This window comes from Devosia sp. (genome assembly GCF_036563435.1).
Taxonomy (GTDB): Bacteria; Pseudomonadota; Alphaproteobacteria; order Rhizobiales; family Devosiaceae; genus Devosia.
This window is the reverse complement of the sequence record NZ_DATCMJ010000018.1, coordinates 608,979-626,123: the sequence shown is the minus strand read 5'-3', so window position 1 is coordinate 626,123 and position 17,145 is coordinate 608,979. Positions and strand designations below refer to the sequence as shown.

General features: G+C 63.2%; 13 protein-coding genes. 11 read left to right on the top strand and 2 right to left on the bottom strand.

Going from position 1 to position 17,145, the window contains the following annotated elements:
- The first annotated feature begins 45 nt into the window (after window positions 1–45).
- From VIL88_RS15490 to VIL88_RS15475, 4 genes are all read left to right on the top strand, one after another.
- The gene (locus VIL88_RS15490; RefSeq protein WP_331990426.1) at window positions 46–1,083 is read left to right on the top strand and encodes a cupin domain-containing protein; all 1,038 of its coding nucleotides are present in this window, start codon (window positions 46–48) and stop codon (window positions 1,081–1,083) included.
- 4 nt (window positions 1,084–1,087) lie between these two features.
- Complete coding sequence (locus VIL88_RS15485; RefSeq protein ID WP_331990424.1) at window positions 1,088–2,215, top strand: cobalamin-independent methionine synthase II family protein; 1,128 nt, start codon at window positions 1,088–1,090, stop codon at window positions 2,213–2,215.
- A 163-nt stretch (window positions 2,216–2,378) separates the two neighbouring features.
- Entirely contained in the window at window positions 2,379–3,080 is a 702-nt protein-coding gene (locus tag VIL88_RS15480; RefSeq protein WP_331990422.1) for an RraA family protein, read from the top strand.
- A 60-nt stretch (window positions 3,081–3,140) separates the two neighbouring features.
- Window positions 3,141–3,419, top strand: a complete 279-nt coding sequence (locus VIL88_RS15475; protein WP_331990420.1) for a hypothetical protein — start codon at window positions 3,141–3,143, stop codon at window positions 3,417–3,419.
- 30 nt (window positions 3,420–3,449) lie between these two features.
- Here VIL88_RS15475 and hisD read toward each other — a convergent pair whose 3' ends face one another.
- A complete protein-coding gene (hisD, locus tag VIL88_RS15470; protein WP_331990418.1) occupies window positions 3,450–4,736 on the bottom strand; it encodes a histidinol dehydrogenase in 1,287 nt (428 codons plus the stop codon).
- A 168-nt stretch (window positions 4,737–4,904) separates the two neighbouring features.
- Here hisD and VIL88_RS15465 point away from each other — a divergent pair, with 168 nt between their 5' ends.
- Entirely contained in the window at window positions 4,905–6,827 is a 1,923-nt protein-coding gene (locus VIL88_RS15465; protein WP_331990416.1) for an alpha/beta fold hydrolase, read from the top strand.
- Window positions 6,828–7,016: 189 nt separating this feature from the next.
- Here the strand turns inward: VIL88_RS15465 and VIL88_RS15460 are convergent, their stop codons facing one another.
- Window positions 7,017–7,544, bottom strand: coding sequence for a hypothetical protein (locus tag VIL88_RS15460; RefSeq protein ID WP_331990414.1), 528 nt, complete (start codon window positions 7,542–7,544; stop codon window positions 7,017–7,019).
- 395 nt (window positions 7,545–7,939) lie between these two features.
- On the opposite strand from VIL88_RS15460, the gene VIL88_RS15455 reads away from it, so the two are divergent.
- The 6 genes from VIL88_RS15455 (at window position 7,940) to ugpA (ending at window position 17,140) form a co-directional block, all read left to right on the top strand.
- Window positions 7,940–8,407, top strand: a complete 468-nt coding sequence (locus VIL88_RS15455; protein WP_331990412.1) for a GbsR/MarR family transcriptional regulator — start codon at window positions 7,940–7,942, stop codon at window positions 8,405–8,407.
- Window positions 8,404–9,606: an efflux RND transporter periplasmic adaptor subunit gene (locus tag VIL88_RS15450; protein WP_331990410.1), complete on the top strand. Its 1,203-nt coding sequence runs from the start codon at window positions 8,404–8,406 to the stop codon at window positions 9,604–9,606. Before VIL88_RS15455 ends, VIL88_RS15450 begins: the two co-directional genes overlap by 4 nt.
- A gap of 3 nt (window positions 9,607–9,609) precedes the next feature.
- Window positions 9,610–12,741 carry an efflux RND transporter permease subunit gene (locus tag VIL88_RS15445; RefSeq protein WP_331990408.1) on the top strand — a complete coding sequence of 1,044 codons (3,132 nt, stop codon included), beginning with the start codon at window positions 9,610–9,612 and terminating at the stop codon, window positions 12,739–12,741.
- A 124-nt stretch (window positions 12,742–12,865) separates the two neighbouring features.
- Window positions 12,866–14,590 carry an ABC transporter ATP-binding protein gene (locus tag VIL88_RS15440; RefSeq protein WP_331990406.1) on the top strand — a complete coding sequence of 575 codons (1,725 nt, stop codon included), beginning with the start codon at window positions 12,866–12,868 and terminating at the stop codon, window positions 14,588–14,590.
- 266 nt (window positions 14,591–14,856) lie between these two features.
- Complete coding sequence (gene ugpB, locus VIL88_RS15435; protein ID WP_331990404.1) at window positions 14,857–16,179, top strand: sn-glycerol-3-phosphate ABC transporter substrate-binding protein UgpB; 1,323 nt, start codon at window positions 14,857–14,859, stop codon at window positions 16,177–16,179.
- Window positions 16,180–16,255: 76 nt separating this feature from the next.
- Window positions 16,256–17,140, top strand: coding sequence for a sn-glycerol-3-phosphate ABC transporter permease UgpA (gene ugpA / locus VIL88_RS15430; RefSeq protein WP_331990402.1), 885 nt, complete (start codon window positions 16,256–16,258; stop codon window positions 17,138–17,140).
- The last annotated feature ends 5 nt before the right edge of the window (window positions 17,141–17,145 follow it).

Below are 17,145 nucleotides of genomic sequence, written 5' to 3'. Positions count from 1 at the left end.
AGAATACTTATCCCCGCTCCTGCGACTCATGAAAGGATTTGAACCATGAGCAAGTGGACCCAAGCTGAAATGGAAAAGCGCCTAGTGCGCTATGCGGACCTTAAGGGCCTGCGCAACGCGTTTATCGACGCGCGCACGCCCGGCTCGGACCGCAAGGAAAACTTCACCATCATCGGGCCGGGCGTTTCGGAAAACCCGGCGCAGGTGGTGCATATTCCCGAGGCGCACGGCTTCAATGTCGGGGCGGCCCGCCAACCCTTTGGCTGCACCAATTCGCAGCATTCGCACCTGACCGCCGAGACCTTCGTGGTTCATACCGGCAAGTGGCGCTTCGTGTTCGGCGCCAACAAGGACGAGGGCTATCTCGACGTCGAGCCGGGCGATGTGGCGACCGTTCCCACCCACATGTTCCGCGGCTTCGAGAAGCGCGACGAGGGCACAGGCTTCCTCTATGTCGTGCTCGGCCACGACGATCCGGGCAAGGTGGTCTGGGCGCCGTCGGTGTTCAAGATGGCCGAGGATTTTGGCTTGAAACTCCTCAAGGGCGGCAAGCTGATCGATACGACACTGGGCGAAACCGTGCCGGAAGGCGCCGAACTCGAACAGCCGCCGACGCCTGAAAAGATGGCCGAATTGGCCACGCCGCCCATGGAAGAGCTGCAGAAGTACGCCATTAAAGCCGCCGACATCAAAGGCGATCCCAACTCGCCATTGGCGGGCGAGGGCGTTGAAGAAGCCGGCGTCATTGGCGATGTCGATGGACAGGACGGCATCAAGGCCGGCCCGATCAAAGGGCATTGGGACCATGGCTTTGCCCTGCGCCGCCTGAAGCTTGAAACGGGCGCCACTATTCCCGCGCATAGCCGCAGCGAGCAGGAAGTGATCTTCGTGCAGTCCGGCACTTTGGAAGTGACCTGGGACGGCGGTTCGATCATCATGGGCGCCGGCGACACGCTGACCGTACCGGTCGGCCTCCTGCATGGCTTCCGCAACCCGGCCTCCGCCGATGCGATCGCCTTTGTCGTCCGTGGCGCGTCCTCACCAGCCGCCCCGCAATTCGCAACCGCCCAGGCCGCGGAGTAAACGCATGGTACACAAGATCCTCACCACCCATGTTGGCTCCCTGCCGCGTTCCAAGCAGGTGACGGACCTTGTGTTCGCGCGCGAAGCCGGCGTCCCGATCGACGAGGCCGGCTTCTCGACCATCATTGCGGCGGCGGTGGATGACATCGTCGCCCGGCAAAAGGCGGCGGGCATTGACCTGCCGTCCGATGGCGAGATGAGCAAGATAAGCTACGCGACCTATATCAAGGACCGACTGACGGGCTTTGATGGGGACTCGTCGCGCCAGCCGCCCGCCGACCTCGAAATGTTTCCCAATTTCCTCAAGCGCCAGGCCAATACTGGCGGCACGCCGACCTATCGGCGGCCCAAATGCGTGGGCGAAATCACGGTCAAAAGCCTCGAGCCGCTGCGCGAGGACGTCGCGGCGTTCCAGGCGGCGCTGCGCAAGAACGGCTACGGCAAGGGCTTCATGAATTCGGCGACGCCGGGCGTCATTGCCCTGTTCCAGCCCAATGATTTCTACCGGACGCAGGACGAGTATCTCGAAGCCGTGGCCGAGGGCATGCGCGTCGAATACGAGGGCATCGTCGAGGCTGGGTTCATCCTCCAGCTCGACGCGCCGGACCTCGGGCTTGGCCGGCACATGATGTACAAGGACCTCGACGACGACGGCTTCCTCCGGGCGGCCGGGCGCCACATCGAGGTCATGAACCACGCGCTGCGCAACGTCGACGGATCCAAGGTGCGCATGCATGTGTGCTGGGGCAATTACGAGGGCCCGCATGTCTGCGATATTGCGCTGAAAAAGATCCTGCCGGGCCTGCTGAAAGCCAAGCCGCGGGCGCTGCTGTTTGAAGGCGCCAATCCGCGCCATGCGCATGAATGGGTGGACTGGAGAGAGGTCGGCCTGCCGGATGATTATGTGCTGATCCCGGGAGTCATCGACTCGACCTCCAACTTTGTCGAGCACCCCGAACTGATCGCGCAGCGGCTCAAGAACTATGTCGACATCGTTGGCGCGGAGCGGGTGATCGCCGGCACCGATTGCGGCTTTTCGACCTTTGCCGGCTTTGGCGCGGTGGATCCGGACATTGTCTGGGCCAAGTTCCGCGCGCTGCGCGAAGGCGCCGAAATCGCCAGTCGGCACTGATCTAGCGGCTCTTACACCACCTCTCCCTTCGGGGGAGAGGTCGGCGCGGAGCGCCGGGTGAGGGGGCCTTTTCTTGACCCAATGCGAGGGGAAGGCCCCCTCACCCGACCCGAAGACGGGTCGACCTCTCCCCCAAGGGAGAGGTGAAGAAGGAGGAACCCACATGCCCACTATCGCTCCCGAAACACTCGCGGCCCTGCGCAAGGCCGATACACCAACCGTCTGCAACGCCCTCGAACACGTGATGGGCGGCCGCACTGCCGAGGGCTTCACCAAGACGCCGGTGGTCTGCGCTGACCCGAGCCTACCGCCGGTGGTGGGCTTTGCCCGTACGGCCAAGATCCGGGCGTCCTCGCCGGCGCAGAAGCCGGCCGCCGAAGTGCGGGCGCTGCGGATGAAGTATTACGAATATGTCGCCGCGGGCGAGGGCCCCAATGTGGTGGTGATCGAGGACACCGATTGGCCCCATGCCATTGGCGGGTTCTGGGGCGAGATGCAGGTGGCCCAGCACAAGGGCCTGGGCATTGCCGGAACGGTGACCAATGGCGTCTTGCGTGATCTCGGCATGCTCGACGAGGGCTATCAGGTGATCGCCGGATCGGTGGGGCCAAGCCATGCCTTTGTGCATGTGACCGAGCTTGATGTGCCGGTGACGGTGTTCGGCATGGCGGTGCGGCCGGACGATCTGATCCATGCCGATCGGCATGGCGCGGTGGTGATCCCGGCCGAGCACATCGAGCGCATGGCCTGGGCGATCGACGTGGTGATGCGCAAGGAAGTGCCGATCCTTTCGGCCGCGCGGGCGCCCGGCTTCACGGTGGAAAAGCTCAAGGCGGCCTGGCTCGAGGCGGACAAGATCAGTTAGGGCCCGGAACCCTGGTCTGCCCGCTACGTTGGATTCCTTTGCAACCCAGGGAGAACCAGCATGGCAAACGCTTCAAACAGCATGGGAAATGGTCAGCAGGGCGCCAAGGGCGCAGGCACTGAGGAGCCGGGCAAGCGTCTCGACGAGCACGATCTGGCGTCCGACATCAAGAACAACAACAGCCTGCAGGGCGAGAACCAGAACGACCATTTCAACCAGCGGCAGGCCCAGGCCGATGCCAAGGGCGAAACCGATGGTCTGATCGAAAGCTTCGAAAAGCTCGACAAGGATGTCCGGGCCGAGCAAGACCTCGGCAAGGGCAACCGCAGCAGCAAGTAAGTAAAAGGCCCGCTTCCGCGGGCCTTTCCTTTAGTTCGCCTTTGACTGCATGCGGTCGAGCCGCAGCTGCGCGGCGCGGCGGTGACCTTCGAGGCCTTCCGACGCCGACTGGCGAGCGGCGGGCGAAGCGACTTGCTTGACGCCCTCTTCGTCCAGCCACTGGTGCGTCGCGATCTTGACATAGGCGCCGACCCAGAGGCCGCCGGTATAGGCGCCGGCGCCCATGGTGGGGAGGGTATGGTTGGTGCCCGAGCACTTGTCGGAATAAACGACGCTGGCCAGCTCACCGATGAACAGGCTGCCGTAATTCCTGAGCTTTTTGGCGAAGGCCTTGGCGTCTGTGGTGTGGACCTGGAGGTGCTCGGCGGCGATCAGGTCGGAGTAGCCAATCATGGCCTCTTCGGTGTCACAGACGGTGATCTCGCCATAGTTGATCCAGGCTTCGCGGGCGGTGTTGGCGGTCGAGAGCGTTTCAAGCTGCTTCTCGACTTCCTTGAGGGTTGCTTCCGCCAGCGCGCGATCGGTGGTGATGAGGCCCACGCGGGTTCGGATGTCGTGCTCGGCCTGGGCCAGGAGATCGGTGGCGATCATCTCGGGGTCGGCCGAGGAGTCGGCGACCACGAAAATCTCGGAGGGGCCGGCGAGCTGGTCGATGCCGACCGGGCCGAAGACCTGCCTTTTGGCTTCATTGACGAAGGCATTGCCGGGGCCGACGATCTTGTTGACGGCCGGGACGCTCTCGGTGCCATAGGCCATGGCGGCGATGGCCTGGGCGCCGCCGATGCGGAAAATTCGGTCAGCACCAGAGAGATGGCAGCCGGCGATCATGGCCTTGTGGGCGTTGGGCGGCAGGCAGGCGATGACTTCGTCGACGCCAGCGACCTTGGCCGGGACGATGGTCATGATTGGAGCGCTGAGAAGGGGATAGCGACCACCGGGGACGTAGCAGCCGACGCGCTGGATGGGGATGACGCGGTGGCCCATATGGACGCCGGGGAGGGTTTCGACCTCGAGCGGCAGGATGGTGGCGAGTTGCGCTTCGGCGAACTTGCGGACGTTGTTGATGGCGAATTCGGTGTCCATGCGGGTCTGCGGGTCGAGCTCGGCGAGGGCAGATTCTCGTTCGGCAGCAGTGACTTCGAAGACTTCGAGCTCGGCCTTGTCGAACCTGGCGGAGTATTCGCGAACGGCGGCATCGCCGTTGTTGCGGACATTGGCGATGATCTCGCTGACCAGGATTTCGACCGGGGCGTTGTCGCTCACGGAGGAGCGCTCCGGCGCCTTGACATAGGTGACGCCGGGGAAGGGTTGAGTCATCGAAAACACTCCGAAACGATAGCAAAAAGCGGTCGATATGTTAGCCAAGTGCTAACATCGGCAGGCGGCGTCCCCGGCTGCAATTTGATCTTGCATACGTATTCAATTTTTGCCAGAGTTTTTTGGCAAAATCGGCCCTGGAGGTGCTCCCGGGCGATACGGATAGCGATGAACAGTTTGTCTCCGGCCAGATCAGACATGGAGGGTGCCGTCACGGTGCCGCTGCCGCTTTTGCTGCTGCCCGGGACGGCGTGCGACCGCCGCCTGTTCGAGCCAATGCTGGCGCGGCTGGGCCTGCCAGTGACGATCGTCGCGGACATGAGCGGGGCAGGGAGCGCGGCGGAGCAAGCCAGGCTGATCCTTGCCGAAGCGCCAGAGCGATTTTCGCTGCTGGGTTTCTCGCTCGGCGGGATCGTGGCGCTGGAAATGATGGCACAGGCGCCGGAACGCGTGGCGCGGCTGGCGCTGGTGGATACCACGGCGCGTCCGCTGCCGCCTGACGAGGCGGTGCGCCGCCGCGAGCAGGTGAGGCGTGCCCGGGCAGGCGGCATGCGGGACTATGTGCTGGACGGCTGGAGCCGGTCCGTTGCCGAAGGAAATGCGGCCGACGAGATGTTGCGTGACACCCTGGTCGCCATGGCCGAGGAGCTCGGAGCCGAGCGGCTGAGCCGGCAGGTCGAGATCGCCATCAATCGCGCCGACAGCCGGCCGCGACTGTCGGCCATTGCTGTGCCCACGCTGATCCTGGCTGGCGAGGACGAACAGGTCTGCTCGCTAGAGGCGCATCGGGAAATGGCCGATGCCATTCCCGGGGCGGCATTTTTTACCATTCCCAGGGCGGGCCACTTCAGCCCGCTTGAAAATCCCGCCGCAGTGGCGCGTCATGTGCGTCACTGGCTGGACTGGACCGACATCAAGCACGCCATTCCGGCAGACGACCAAGGAGCGACCATGAGCGACGTGACCAGCAACCCCAAGACCAAAGGCTCATCGGCCGTGGCGCTGGAGGAAAGCGTGCTGCAGGTTGAGCGCCGCGATTATCCCGATCTCGCGCCGACGGACCGCCCCCGTTCGCAGTCGCTCGAGGGATTCGACGACATCTATACTGACATCGTCGACTACATCATCCGCTGCACCCACAAGATTTGGGACGAGCGCGATATCGGGCTGATCTACACCCATTACACCCACAACTGCGTGCTCTATGGCACGACCGGCACGATCTATAATCGCGAAGACGTGGTACGCGACACCATCCAGCGTCTGGTCTCGTTCCCCGAGCGCCGTGGCATGGGCACGCAGGTTATCTGGAACGGCAATGACAAGGATGGCTTCTATACCAGCCATCTCGTGACGGGCTCGGGCCGCCACACCCAGTATGGCCATCTCGGCCAGCCGACTGGCAAGCCCTTCGTGTCGCGCACGATCGCCGACTGCATGGTGCACCGCAACAAGATCTACCGCGAATGGGTGGTGGCCGATCAGATGGCCATCATCAAGCAACTCGGCCTCGACCCGCACCACTTCGCCATGCGTACGGCCAAGCAGAAGTTCGACGCCGGGCTGCTGTCGCTCGATATCGGCGAAAACCGCCGCTTCCTCGGCCAGACCCCGCCGACCGACAAGGCCGACACCTCGCTGGCGCACAACGACGTAGAAGCCCAGACCATCGAAATGCTGCACGAGGTGTTCACCAAGCGCATGTTCGGCCGCATCGCGCAGGATTACGCGCCTAACGCGCAATATCATGGACCGCTGATGAAGGAACTCTATGGCGTCGCCGCCATCATCCACCAGCATCTGGGGCTGATCGGCTCGCTGCCGGACGCGAGCTACGAGGTGCAGCACGTCGCCTCCAATCCATGCGAGGAAGGTGGCACCAAGGTTGCGGTGCGCTGGCTGATGGAGGGCCATCACTTGGGCTATGGGATTCTGGGTGAACTGGGCGATCCGACCGGCAAGCGCGTCCAGGTCATGGGCATGAGCCACTATCACTGGAAGGACGGCAAGATCGTCGACGAGTGGAACGTCTATGACGAGCTCAGCCTGCTGGTGCAGGTCAAGCTCGGCCAGTTGGCGGAAGCGGCGTAAGGGGGCGGTTTCCCACCGACACGGCGTCGTTCCCGCGAGGGGGGGGGAATCCAGTCTTAACGGCCAAGAATGGATCCCCGCTTTCGCGGGGATGACGCCGTGGGTGTTCGCGGGGATGGCGCTGTGGGTGAAGGAGGACGCCGTGGGGGTGGTGCGCTGACCCCCCCACGCCAGGGCCAGTGCTGCCGCCTACTTGAACGTCATGGGTGCGGCGGCGGTGAAGGCGTCCTTGGCCAGCTTCTCGACACGTTTCTGATCCTTGCCATAGGCCTTGACGATCAGTTGCTGGCCGTCGTCCCATAGCTGGTAGGTGGAGGCGTAGTCGCCCGTTGCCGTCATGGCCGAGGTCTTGAAGCCAACGGCGGAGGCGAAGGATATGTCTTCGGTGCCATAATAGGCGGCGCCACTGCCCAGGCGTTCGGCATTGGCCTTGCCGATTCCGGTGTAGGTCTCGGCGGTAGTCTCACCAGACTTCACCCGCCCGCCTGTGCCGTCGTCGGGGAGGGTTTGCACCTGAAACATCAGCGTCTCACCGCAGGTCAGGCACATGCCGATATAGTTGCCCTCGCGCTCGCCGGCGACCCAATCGGGCTGTTCGATGCCGGAAATGGAGAAGCTCGACCAATCAGGCGAAAGGAATTCGGCCATGGCGGGCAGGGGAGCGGCTGCAAGGACTGCTGCCAAGGCTGCGGCTCGGGCTATGCGGGATCGGGTCATGTCGGCTCCTGTGTACGCACCGGCAGCTTACGGTGCGGAGTTTGACCATATGATGATGCCCCTCGCAGAGGTCGCATGGCTGCCGCGCGTAAAATCCATTTACATCGTATGGATCGTTCAGTATGGACTGAACGATCGCCCCGGGTGCTTTTCACACTGGTGAGGTGGCTGTCGAGTTCGCTGGATTGAGAACCGGCTTGCCTTCGTCAGGATTGAGCAGTGCTCACCCGTCGAGGTCAGCGGTTCACGGTCCCGGCGTGAGCAGCAGGCGCTGCGGAAGTTTAGCGACTTGGCGAGGCCTCAGGAGGCAAAGTCAAATTGAGCCGCCGGCTTTGACCTGCCGGTGAGCGTAGTGAAACGGGACAGGCCGTCGTCCAGCGGCCCAGGAGAATTGGGTGTCGGCGCAGGAACGCTTTATCGAGGAAATGGGGCTGATCTCCCAGCAGCATGACGGATCGCGTATCGCGGGCCGCATCATCGGCCTGCTCACCATCGAGGGGCGAGAGCTCAGCCTGCAGCAGATCAGCGAGCGGCTTGGCGTCAGCCGGGCCAGCGTCAGCACCAATGCGCGCCTGCTGGCGCGCCGGGGCACGCTACGGCTCACGACCCGCGCGGGCGACCGCCAGGACTATTACGAAATGTCCGGCGGCTCGCACTTCGAGATGCTCCATGACCTAGCCCAGCAGTTCGACCGTCACGCCAAAGCGATCGGAGCGTGCTCCATTGAGCTGGAGGCGGAGGACCCGCAGGCGGCGGAACGCGTCAACGACTTGAAAGACTTCTTCGAAAAATCAGCCGGCATCCTTCACGACTGGGCGGGGGCCCTGCGGGAGGAAAAGACCACCGGAAAGGAACGGGCATGACCAATACACACGACAAGCCGGAATGGGCGCAAAGCAAGCGCGAAAAGAAGAATGCGGAACGCGTGGCCCAGGGATTGAAGCCGCGCCGCCGGATCATGCCGTGGATTATCTTCGCCATCATCGTCGTGGCTGTCGTCGCCTTTTTCGTGACCCGGCCTCCGGCGCCCGCACCGGTTGTGGAGGAAGCGGCTGCCGCCGAACCGCAGGCCGTGCAACTGCTCCGGTCCGAAGTCACCGAAATTGCCCCCGCAACACTGCGCGAAACAGCGCGCGTGACCGGATCGCTGGTGCCAGCGCGTCAGTCCGCCGTGGCGTCGCAGGCCTCGGGTCAAGTGCTGAGCGTTCCCGTGCGTCCCGGTGATGCCGTGGCCGAGGGCGACGTCCTGGCCGAGATCGATCGCAAGAATCTCGAACTGCAGCTGGCCCAGCAGCGTGCAACCGCTGACGCGACCCGTGCGCAGCTCGTATCGTCGCAGCAGCAGCTGCAGCGTACCGAAGAACTGGCGCGCCAGGGCCTTGCCACGCCTTCCGCACTGGAGCAGGCGCGCTCCGCGACCTCGGCTCTCGAGGCCAATCTTGCGGCCCTGCAGAGTGCGGTCCAAACTGCCGAGCTGGCCCTGAGCAATGCTACGGTCTATGCGCCGCTCGATGGTGTCGTCTCGGAACGGTCGGTCGAGCCGGGTCAATCGATCACGGCCGGCACGCCGCTCTTTACCATCGTCAACCTTGAGCAGATGGAATTCCAGGCCTCGGCCTCGGTCAATTCCAGTGCACTTGTAAGGCCGGAACAGGCGGTAACCGTTTCTGTCACCGGCTTGGGCAACGAGACCTTTGAGGGCAAGGTGACGCGCGTGAACCCGGTCGCTCTGACCGGCACGCGCACCGTGCCGATCTATATCGAACTTGAGAACCCCGACGGACGCCTGCGTGGCGGCATGTTCGCCACCGGTGAAATCACCGTCGCAGAAGTTGCCGATGCCATTGCCGTGCCGGTGGCCGCAATCCGCGAAGACGCCGAAGGGCAGTTTGTCCTCAAGCTCGTGGACGGTACGCTGACGCGCCAGGCCGTCGAAACCGTCAAGACCTGGCAGCGCGGCAGCATTGCCGAAGTGACCGGCCTTGCCGCAGGCGACATGGTGGTCACCGCGCCGCTCGCCGACCTGAGCGATGGCCAGGCCTACGAGCTCATGGAGGGCTAGAATATGTTTTTGACCCGCATCAGCGTCAACCATCCCGTGTTTGCCACCATGATCATGGTGGCCATCATGGTCTTTGGCATCTACTCCTACCAGCGCCTGCCGGTCGAGCAGATGCCCGATGTCGACTTCCCCGTGGTCGCGGTGGTCGTGAGCTATCCCGGCGCCTCGCCCGAGGCTGTGGAGGCTGACGTCGTCCAGCCCATCGAAGAGGCGGTCAACACCATTGCCGGGCTCGATACCGTGCAGTCTACCGCACAGGCCGGCCAGGCGATGATCCTGATGATCTTCGACCTCGAGCAGAACTCGCAGGAAAAGGCGCAGGACGTCCGCGACAAGATCGACCCGATCAAAGCAACCTTGCCTGATGGTGCCGACGATCCGCGCGTGCTGCGCTTTGACCCGAGCGCCTTGCCGATCCTGTCGCTTGCCGTCAGCTCCGATACGCTGTCGGACCGCGACCTGACCGCGCTTACCGAAGACATCATCGTCAAGCGCATCTCCAACATCACCGGCGTCGGTAGCGCCAGCGTGGTCGGCGGCGTGCCGCGCCAGCTCAACATCCAGATCGATCCCGATCGCCTCACGGCCTTCAACATAAGCCCCAATGCCGTCGTATCGGCGCTGCAGGCCGCCAACAAGGACCTGGCTGCCGGCTCCATCACGCAGAACAGCATCGTCCAGTCGATCCAGGTGCTGGGGCGGCTGGAAGACCAGCAGGATTTCTATGACGTGATCGTCGGTAACCAGGGCGGACAGCCGGTCACCGTGCGCGACGTCGCAACCATCGTGGATGGGACGGGGGAGGCAGGAAGCCTCGCCATTCTCAACGGCCAGCGTGCACTGGCGGTGGATATCCTCAAGACGCAGGGCGCTAATACCGTCGGCGTGGCAGAGGCCATCCGCGAGACCATTGCCGAACTGCTCGAGAATGAACTGCCCGAGGGGCAGGTCAATATCGAGGTGGTGGTCGACAATGCCGAGCCGGTGGAGGACTCCTTCCACGCCGTGCAGAACATGCTGATCGAAGGCGCGATCCTTGCCGTGGTCATCGTCTTCCTGTTCCTCAACTCGTGGCGCTCGACGGTGATCACGGGCATGACCCTGCCCATCTCGATCATCGGCACCATGGTGGCGCTCAACGTGCTGGGCTTCACGCTCAACATGATGACGCTGCTGGCGCTGTCGTTGGCCGTCGGCATTCTGATCGACGATGCGATCGTGGTGCGCGAGAACATCACGCGCCACCTCCATATGGGCAAGTCGCACCGCCAGGCGGCGTTCGATGGCACCAACGAGATCGGCCTCGCCGTGATGGCGACGACGCTGTCCATTGTCGCGGTGTTTTTGCCCGTGGCCTTCATGGACGGCATTATGGGCCGCTTCTTCCTGCAGTTCGGCGTGACGGTCTCGGTTGCCGTGCTGATCTCGCTCTTCGTCGCCTTCACGCTCGATCCGATGATGTCGAGCGTGTGGTACGATCCGGCCTCCAACCCCAACGCCAAGCGGGGACCGATCGGCAAGCTGGTCGGGCAGTTCGACCGCTTCTTCGAATGGGTCAGCGAGGGCTATCGCCACCTGATCCGCTGGGGCCTCAAGTGGCGCAAGAGCGTGCTGATGATCGCGCTCCTGTCCTTCGTGGGCAGCATCATGCTGTTCCCTATGGTGGGCGTCGAGTTCCTGCCCGCGACTGACAATGGCAACTTCACGGTGACGGTGGAGACGCCGGCGGGGTCGAGCAAGGAATATACTGCCAGCAAGCTCATGCAGGCCGAAGCGGTGATCCGCCAGTTCCCGGTGGTGGAGACGACCTATTCCACCGTGGCGGGCGGGCTGACCGCTTCGGGCTCCAATACCGGCACCATGACGGTGACGCTGGTGCCCAAGGATGCACGGGCGATCACGCCGATCGAGTTGATGCCGCAAATCCGCCAAGCGCTGACAGTTGTGCCGGGCGCGACATTCGAGGTGGCGGCGGCCTCCGGCCTTGGCGGCTCGGCGGCGCCGGTTTCGATCACCATCTATGGCGACAGCTTCGCCGTGCTGGAGCGGCTGGCCGACCAGATGGTTGCCCAGCTCGAACAGGTCGAGGGGCTGATCGACATCAGCTCGAGTCTGGACGAGGCGCAGCCGGTGCTGGGCATCAATGTCAACCGCGAGCTGGCCGACAACCTGGGCGTATCCCTCTCGCAGGTGGCAGCAACGCTCAACCCGCTGATCACCGGCACCGACGTGGCCGACTGGACCGCGCCCAATGGGCAGGTCTATTCGGTGTTCGTCCGCCTGCCGGAAGAACTGCGCGACAATGTCGATGCGGTGGGCAACCTCCCCATTGCCCAGTCGGGCGCCAGCGGGTCGTCGGGCATGATCACCCTGTCGCAGGTGGCCGAAGTGGTGCAAAGCACCGGGCCAGCAACGATCAACCGCGAGGACCTCCAGCGCGGCGTCACCATCGAGGCCAATATCGAGGGCGTCGAACTGGGCACGATCACGCCGCAGCTGCAGCAGATCGTGGACAACATTGACCTTCCGGTGGGCTATCGCACGAGCTTCGGCGGCGACGTGGAGCAGATCGCCGACACGATGGGCTCGGTCGGCTCGGCCCTCCTTCTGGCCGTGGTCTTCATCTACCTGGTGCTGGCGTCGCAGTTCGGCAGCTTCCTTCAGCCGATCGCCATCATGGGCTCGCTGCCCCTGGCACTGATCGGGGTGATGGTGGGTCTGCTGGTGGGTGGATCGACGCTCAACATGTTCTCGGCCATCGGCTTCATCATGCTGATGGGCTTGGTGGTCAAGAACGCCATCCTGCTGGTTGACAATGCCAACCAGCACGTCAAGGCAGGCTGGAACCTCTATGAGGCGCTGGTGGAGGCGGGGGTGACCCGCTTCCGGCCGATCGTGATGACCACGCTGGCCATGATCTTTGGCATGCTGCCGCTGGCGCTGAGCCTGCATGAAGGCAGCGGGCAGAATGCGCCCATGGCCCATGCGGTGATCGGCGGGCTGATCAGCTCGACCATCCTGACGCTGCTCGTGGTGCCGGTGCTCCTCACCTATATCGACAGCTTCAGCCGCTTCACCCGGCGCTTCATGCCGAAGGCGCCACATGACGACGAGCATCATGTGCCGGCGGAGTAGGTAAAAGAGCTAAACCTAAGGATGCGCGGGACCTCGGTTCCGCGCATTTGCTTCGGGCCCACCCTTGCGGAGGAGCGTGCCTTTGCGGCACAGCTGCGCCGCAACTCCTCCGAAGCCGGCCCCGATGCTCAAGCGATTCTTCTCCTACTATGCGCCCTACAAAGGTTTGTTCGTCCTCGACTTCGGCTGTGCGGTGATTGCGGGGCTGCTGGAACTCGCCTTTCCGATGGCCGTGGCCTACTTCATCGACCAGCTGCTGCCGCGCTCGGAATTCAGCATTATTCTGCTGGCCGGTGCGGCGCTGCTGGCGGTCTATGTCTTCAATGCGCTCCTGCTCGGCGTGGTCAATTACTTCGGCCACATGCTCGGCATCGGTATCGAGACCGACATGCGGCGGCAGGTCTTCGATCACCTCCAGAAGCTGAGCTTCCGCTTCTTCGACAACCACAAGACGGGCCACCTGATCACCCACGTGACCAAGGACCTCGAGGATGTGGGCGAGGTCGCCCACCATGGTCCCGAGGACGTGTTCATCGCGGTGATGACGTTTCTGGGCGCCTTCATTCTCATGTTCACGGTGAACTGGAAGCTGGCGCTGCTGACGACGCTGATCGTGCCGGTGATGACTTGGCTCGTGAGCCGCTATGGCGCCAAGATGACCGAGAACTGGCGCAAGCTCTTCCGCCAGGTGGGCGACTTCAACACGCGCATCGAGGATGCGATCGGTGGCATCCGCGTGGTCAAGGCCTTTGCCAACGAGCCGCACGAGGCAAAACTTTTTGCCGGCAACAACAATGCCTATCGCTCAACCAAGCTGCAGGCCTATGCCTTCATGACCGCCTCGATCACCATCACCTACCTTTCGACCCGCCTAGTGCAGCTGATCGTTATGCTGGTGGGCGCCTGGCTGGTGGTGCGAGGGGAACTCAGCAATGGTGGCTTCGTCAGTTTCCTGCTCCTGGTCAACGTCTTCATGCGCCCGGTCGACAAGATCACCAGCGTGCTTGAGAGCTATCCCAAGGGCATTGCCGGCTTCCGCCGCTTCACCAACCTGATCGATACCGAACCCGACATCGCCGATCGCAAAGGCGCGATCGTCGTGGAGCATCTCAAGGGCGACATCGTCTTCACCGATGCGCGCTTTTCCTATGAGCAAGGACGGCAGGTGCTGGGCGGGTTGAACCTGCGGATCAATGCCGGCGAGACGCTGGCCATCGTCGGGCCCTCCGGCGCGGGCAAGACCACGCTGTGCTCGCTGCTGCCGCGTTTTTATGAACTCGACAGCGGCTCCATAACCATTGATGGCATCGACATCCGCGACATGACGCAAGCATCGCTGCGCAGCCAGATCGGCATCGTGCAGCAGGACGTGTTTCTGTTCGGCGGCACCATTCGCGAGAACATCGCCTATGGGCAGCTGGGCGCCAGCGACGACGCCATTTGGGAGGCGGCGCGGCGCGCCCGCTTCGACACGGTGATCAAGCGCATGCCCGAGGGCCTCGACACGGTGGTCGGTGAGCGCGGCGTCAAGCTCTCGGGTGGGCAGAAGCAGCGCGTGGCGATTGCCCGCATCTTCCTCAAGAACCCGCCAATCCTGATCCTGGACGAGGCGACTTCGGCGCTCGATACGGCGACGGAAGTGGCGATCCAGCGGTCGCTGACCGAACTGTCGCAGGGCCGCACCACGCTGGTGATCGCGCATCGGCTGGCGACGATCCAGCATGCCGACCGGATCGTGGTGATCGACGAAACCGGGATCGTGGAAGAGGGGGCGCATGCCGAACTTCTCGCCCGCGACGGTGCCTATGCCGTGCTGCACAAGGCGCAGTTCGGGTACTTGGCGGGGTAGGTGAACCAGTCGATCTTTTCTCCCCTTTGCGGGGAGGGATCGAGGGCGGGGAAGGTTTGTGGGTCACGGCGGGACCCCCACCCCCGCCCCTCCCCGCAAGGGGGAGGGGAGCCTGCGCGATGTGGTCGGCAGGCTGTTCACTGTCACGGAACCGTCAAATACCTGTCACTGAACTGAAAAACACCGTTGTTAGGCACGCCGGGCTCGCACGGACGAGCCGGTAGGGGGCTTTCCTGCCGTTGTTTCCCGCACGCAGGAGAGACCTTATGGTTCGCCTTTCCCTTGCCGCTCTGGCCCTGACACTGACGTCGACCACCGCCTTTGCCCAAACTGAGATCAGCTGGTGGCATTCCATGGGTGGTGAGCTGGGCGAACGCCTTGAAGCCATTGCTGCCGACTTCAACGCTTCGCAGTCCGACTACGTCGTCGTTCCCTCCTATCGCGGGGAATACGAAGAGTCGCTGGTCAACACCATTGCCGCCTTCCGCGCCGGCGAGCAGCCGCACCTGGTGCAGGTCTATGAAGTGGGCACCGGCACGATGATGGCCGCCAAGGGCGCCGTCTACCCCGTCTACCAGCTGATGGCCGACCACGGTTCGAACTTCGACCCGTCCGCCTTCCTGCCCGTCGTGACCGGCTACTACACCGACACCGAAGGCAACATGCTCTCGATGCCGTTCAATTCCTCGACCCCGATCCTCTACTACAACAAGGACGTGTTCGAAAAAGCCGGTCTCGACCCCGAAGTCGCACCCAAGACCTGGGAAGACATCGAAGCCTTCGGCAAGCAGATCGTCGAATCCGGCGCCGCCAAGTGCGGCTTCACCATGGGCTATGCAGCCACCTGGCTGGGCACCGAGAATGTCTCGGCCCTACACAACGTCCCCTATGGCACGCTGGAAAACGGCTTCGGCGGCCTCTCGAGCGAATTGACCTTCAACGGCCCGATCCAAGTCCGCCTCTGGGAAAAGCTCAAGGAATGGCAGGACGCCGGCATCTTTGCCTATGGCGGCCCTGCCGGTGGTCCCGATACTGCTCCCAAGTTCTACGCCCAGGAATGTGCCATCAACATGGGCTCCTCGGCCGGCCGCGCCGGCGTGATCGCCAATGCCAAGGACTTCGAAGTTGGCTTCGGCATGCTGCCCTATTTTGCTGACGTCGAAGGCGCACCGCAGAACTCGATCATCGGTGGTGCAACGCTCTGGACCCTTACCGGTCATGAAGACGCCGAGTATGAAGGCGTTGCCAAGTTCCTGACCTACCTGTCCTCGCCTGAAGTCCAGGCTGCATGGCACCAGGCAACCGGCTATCTCCCGGTGACCCAGGCAGCCTACGAGCTGACCCAGGAGCAGGGTTATTACGAAGCCAATCCGGGTTCGGACATTGCCATCCAGCAGATCAACCTCAACGAGCCGACCGAGAACTCCAAGGGCCTGCGCTATGGCAACATGCCCCAGATCCGCATCGTGCTCGACGAGGAACTGCAGGCTGTCCTGAACGGCGACAAGACCGCCCAGGAAGCGCTCGACTCGGCCGTCGAACGCGGCAACGCCATCCTGCGCGAATTCGAATCCGCCAACGCACAGTAAGCCTTAGCTCATCGGGAAGGCCGGCTCTCCACGGAGGGCCGGCCTTCCTCTTCGCCCTGGCCGATCGGAAGCAGGCATGGATACCAAGCGCACTATTTTTCCCAACAAGGGCCTGCCCTACGCATTCATTGCGCCGCAGCTCGCCATCACCCTGATCTTCTTTATCTGGCCGGCCGCGCAGGCGGTCAAAGCCTCGTTCGAGCGGCAGGACCCGTTCGGACTCTCGACCACCTTTGTCGGCTTCAGCCACTATGCGCGCCTGCTCAACGATCCCACGTACCTAGCGGCGATCGGGCGGACCTTTGTTTTTGCCGCCGCCGTGACGGTCATTGCGATGGGGCTGGGCCTGCTGCTCGCCATGGCGGTGAGCCGTGTCATCCGCACCGCGCAATTCTACAGTACCATGTTGGTCTGGCCCTATGCGGTGGCGCCAGTCGTTGCGGGTATCCTCTGGTGGTTCATCTTCAACACCGGCACCGGCATCCTGCCCTATATGCTTGGCTTCTTCGGCGTCAGCTGGAACCACCAGCTCAATGGCACTCATGCGATGATCCTGATCATCATCGCCGCAAGCTGGAAGCAGGTCTCCTACAACTTCCTGTTCTTCCTGGCCGGCATGCAGTCCATCCCGCAGTCGCTGACCGAGGCTGCGGCCATCGACGGCGCGGGACCCTTCAAGCGGTTCTGGACCATCATCGTTCCGCTGATCTCGCCGACCTCGTTCTTCCTGTTCATCGTGAACGTCAACTACACCATGTTCGACACCTTCGGCGTCATCGCCGCGACGACGCATGGCGGACCGAACCAAGCCACCAACGTCCTTGTCTACAAGGTTTATTCCGACGGCGTGGTGGGGCTCAACATCGGCTCCTCCTCGGCACAGTCGGTGCTGCTCATGCTCATGGTCGTCATCCTAACCTTCGTGCAGTTCCGCTTCGTGGAACGCCGGGTGCAATATTGAGGCCG

Excerpts from the sequence above, each read along its gene's own strand:
- VIL88_RS15475 (WP_331990420.1), top strand. The coding sequence starts at position 3,141 with ATGGCAAACGCTTCAAACAGCATGGGAAATGGTCAGCAGGGCGCCAAG.
- VIL88_RS15485 (WP_331990424.1), top strand. The coding sequence starts at position 1,088 with ATGGTACACAAGATCCTCACCACCCATGTTGGCTCCCTGCCGCGTTCC.
- ugpA (WP_331990402.1), top strand. The coding sequence starts at position 16,256 with ATGGATACCAAGCGCACTATTTTTCCCAACAAGGGCCTGCCCTACGCA.
- VIL88_RS15460 (WP_331990414.1), bottom strand. The coding sequence starts at position 7,544 with ATGACCCGATCCCGCATAGCCCGAGCCGCAGCCTTGGCAGCAGTCCTT.
- VIL88_RS15450 (WP_331990410.1), top strand. The coding sequence starts at position 8,404 with ATGACCAATACACACGACAAGCCGGAATGGGCGCAAAGCAAGCGCGAA.
- VIL88_RS15445 (WP_331990408.1), top strand. The coding sequence starts at position 9,610 with ATGTTTTTGACCCGCATCAGCGTCAACCATCCCGTGTTTGCCACCATG.
- VIL88_RS15490 (WP_331990426.1), top strand. The coding sequence starts at position 46 with ATGAGCAAGTGGACCCAAGCTGAAATGGAAAAGCGCCTAGTGCGCTAT.
- VIL88_RS15465 (WP_331990416.1), top strand. The coding sequence starts at position 4,905 with ATGAACAGTTTGTCTCCGGCCAGATCAGACATGGAGGGTGCCGTCACG.
- ugpB (WP_331990404.1), top strand. The coding sequence starts at position 14,857 with ATGGTTCGCCTTTCCCTTGCCGCTCTGGCCCTGACACTGACGTCGACC.
- hisD (WP_331990418.1), bottom strand. The coding sequence starts at position 4,736 with ATGACTCAACCCTTCCCCGGCGTCACCTATGTCAAGGCGCCGGAGCGC.
- VIL88_RS15480 (WP_331990422.1), top strand. The coding sequence starts at position 2,379 with ATGCCCACTATCGCTCCCGAAACACTCGCGGCCCTGCGCAAGGCCGAT.
- VIL88_RS15440 (WP_331990406.1), top strand. The coding sequence starts at position 12,866 with ATGCTCAAGCGATTCTTCTCCTACTATGCGCCCTACAAAGGTTTGTTC.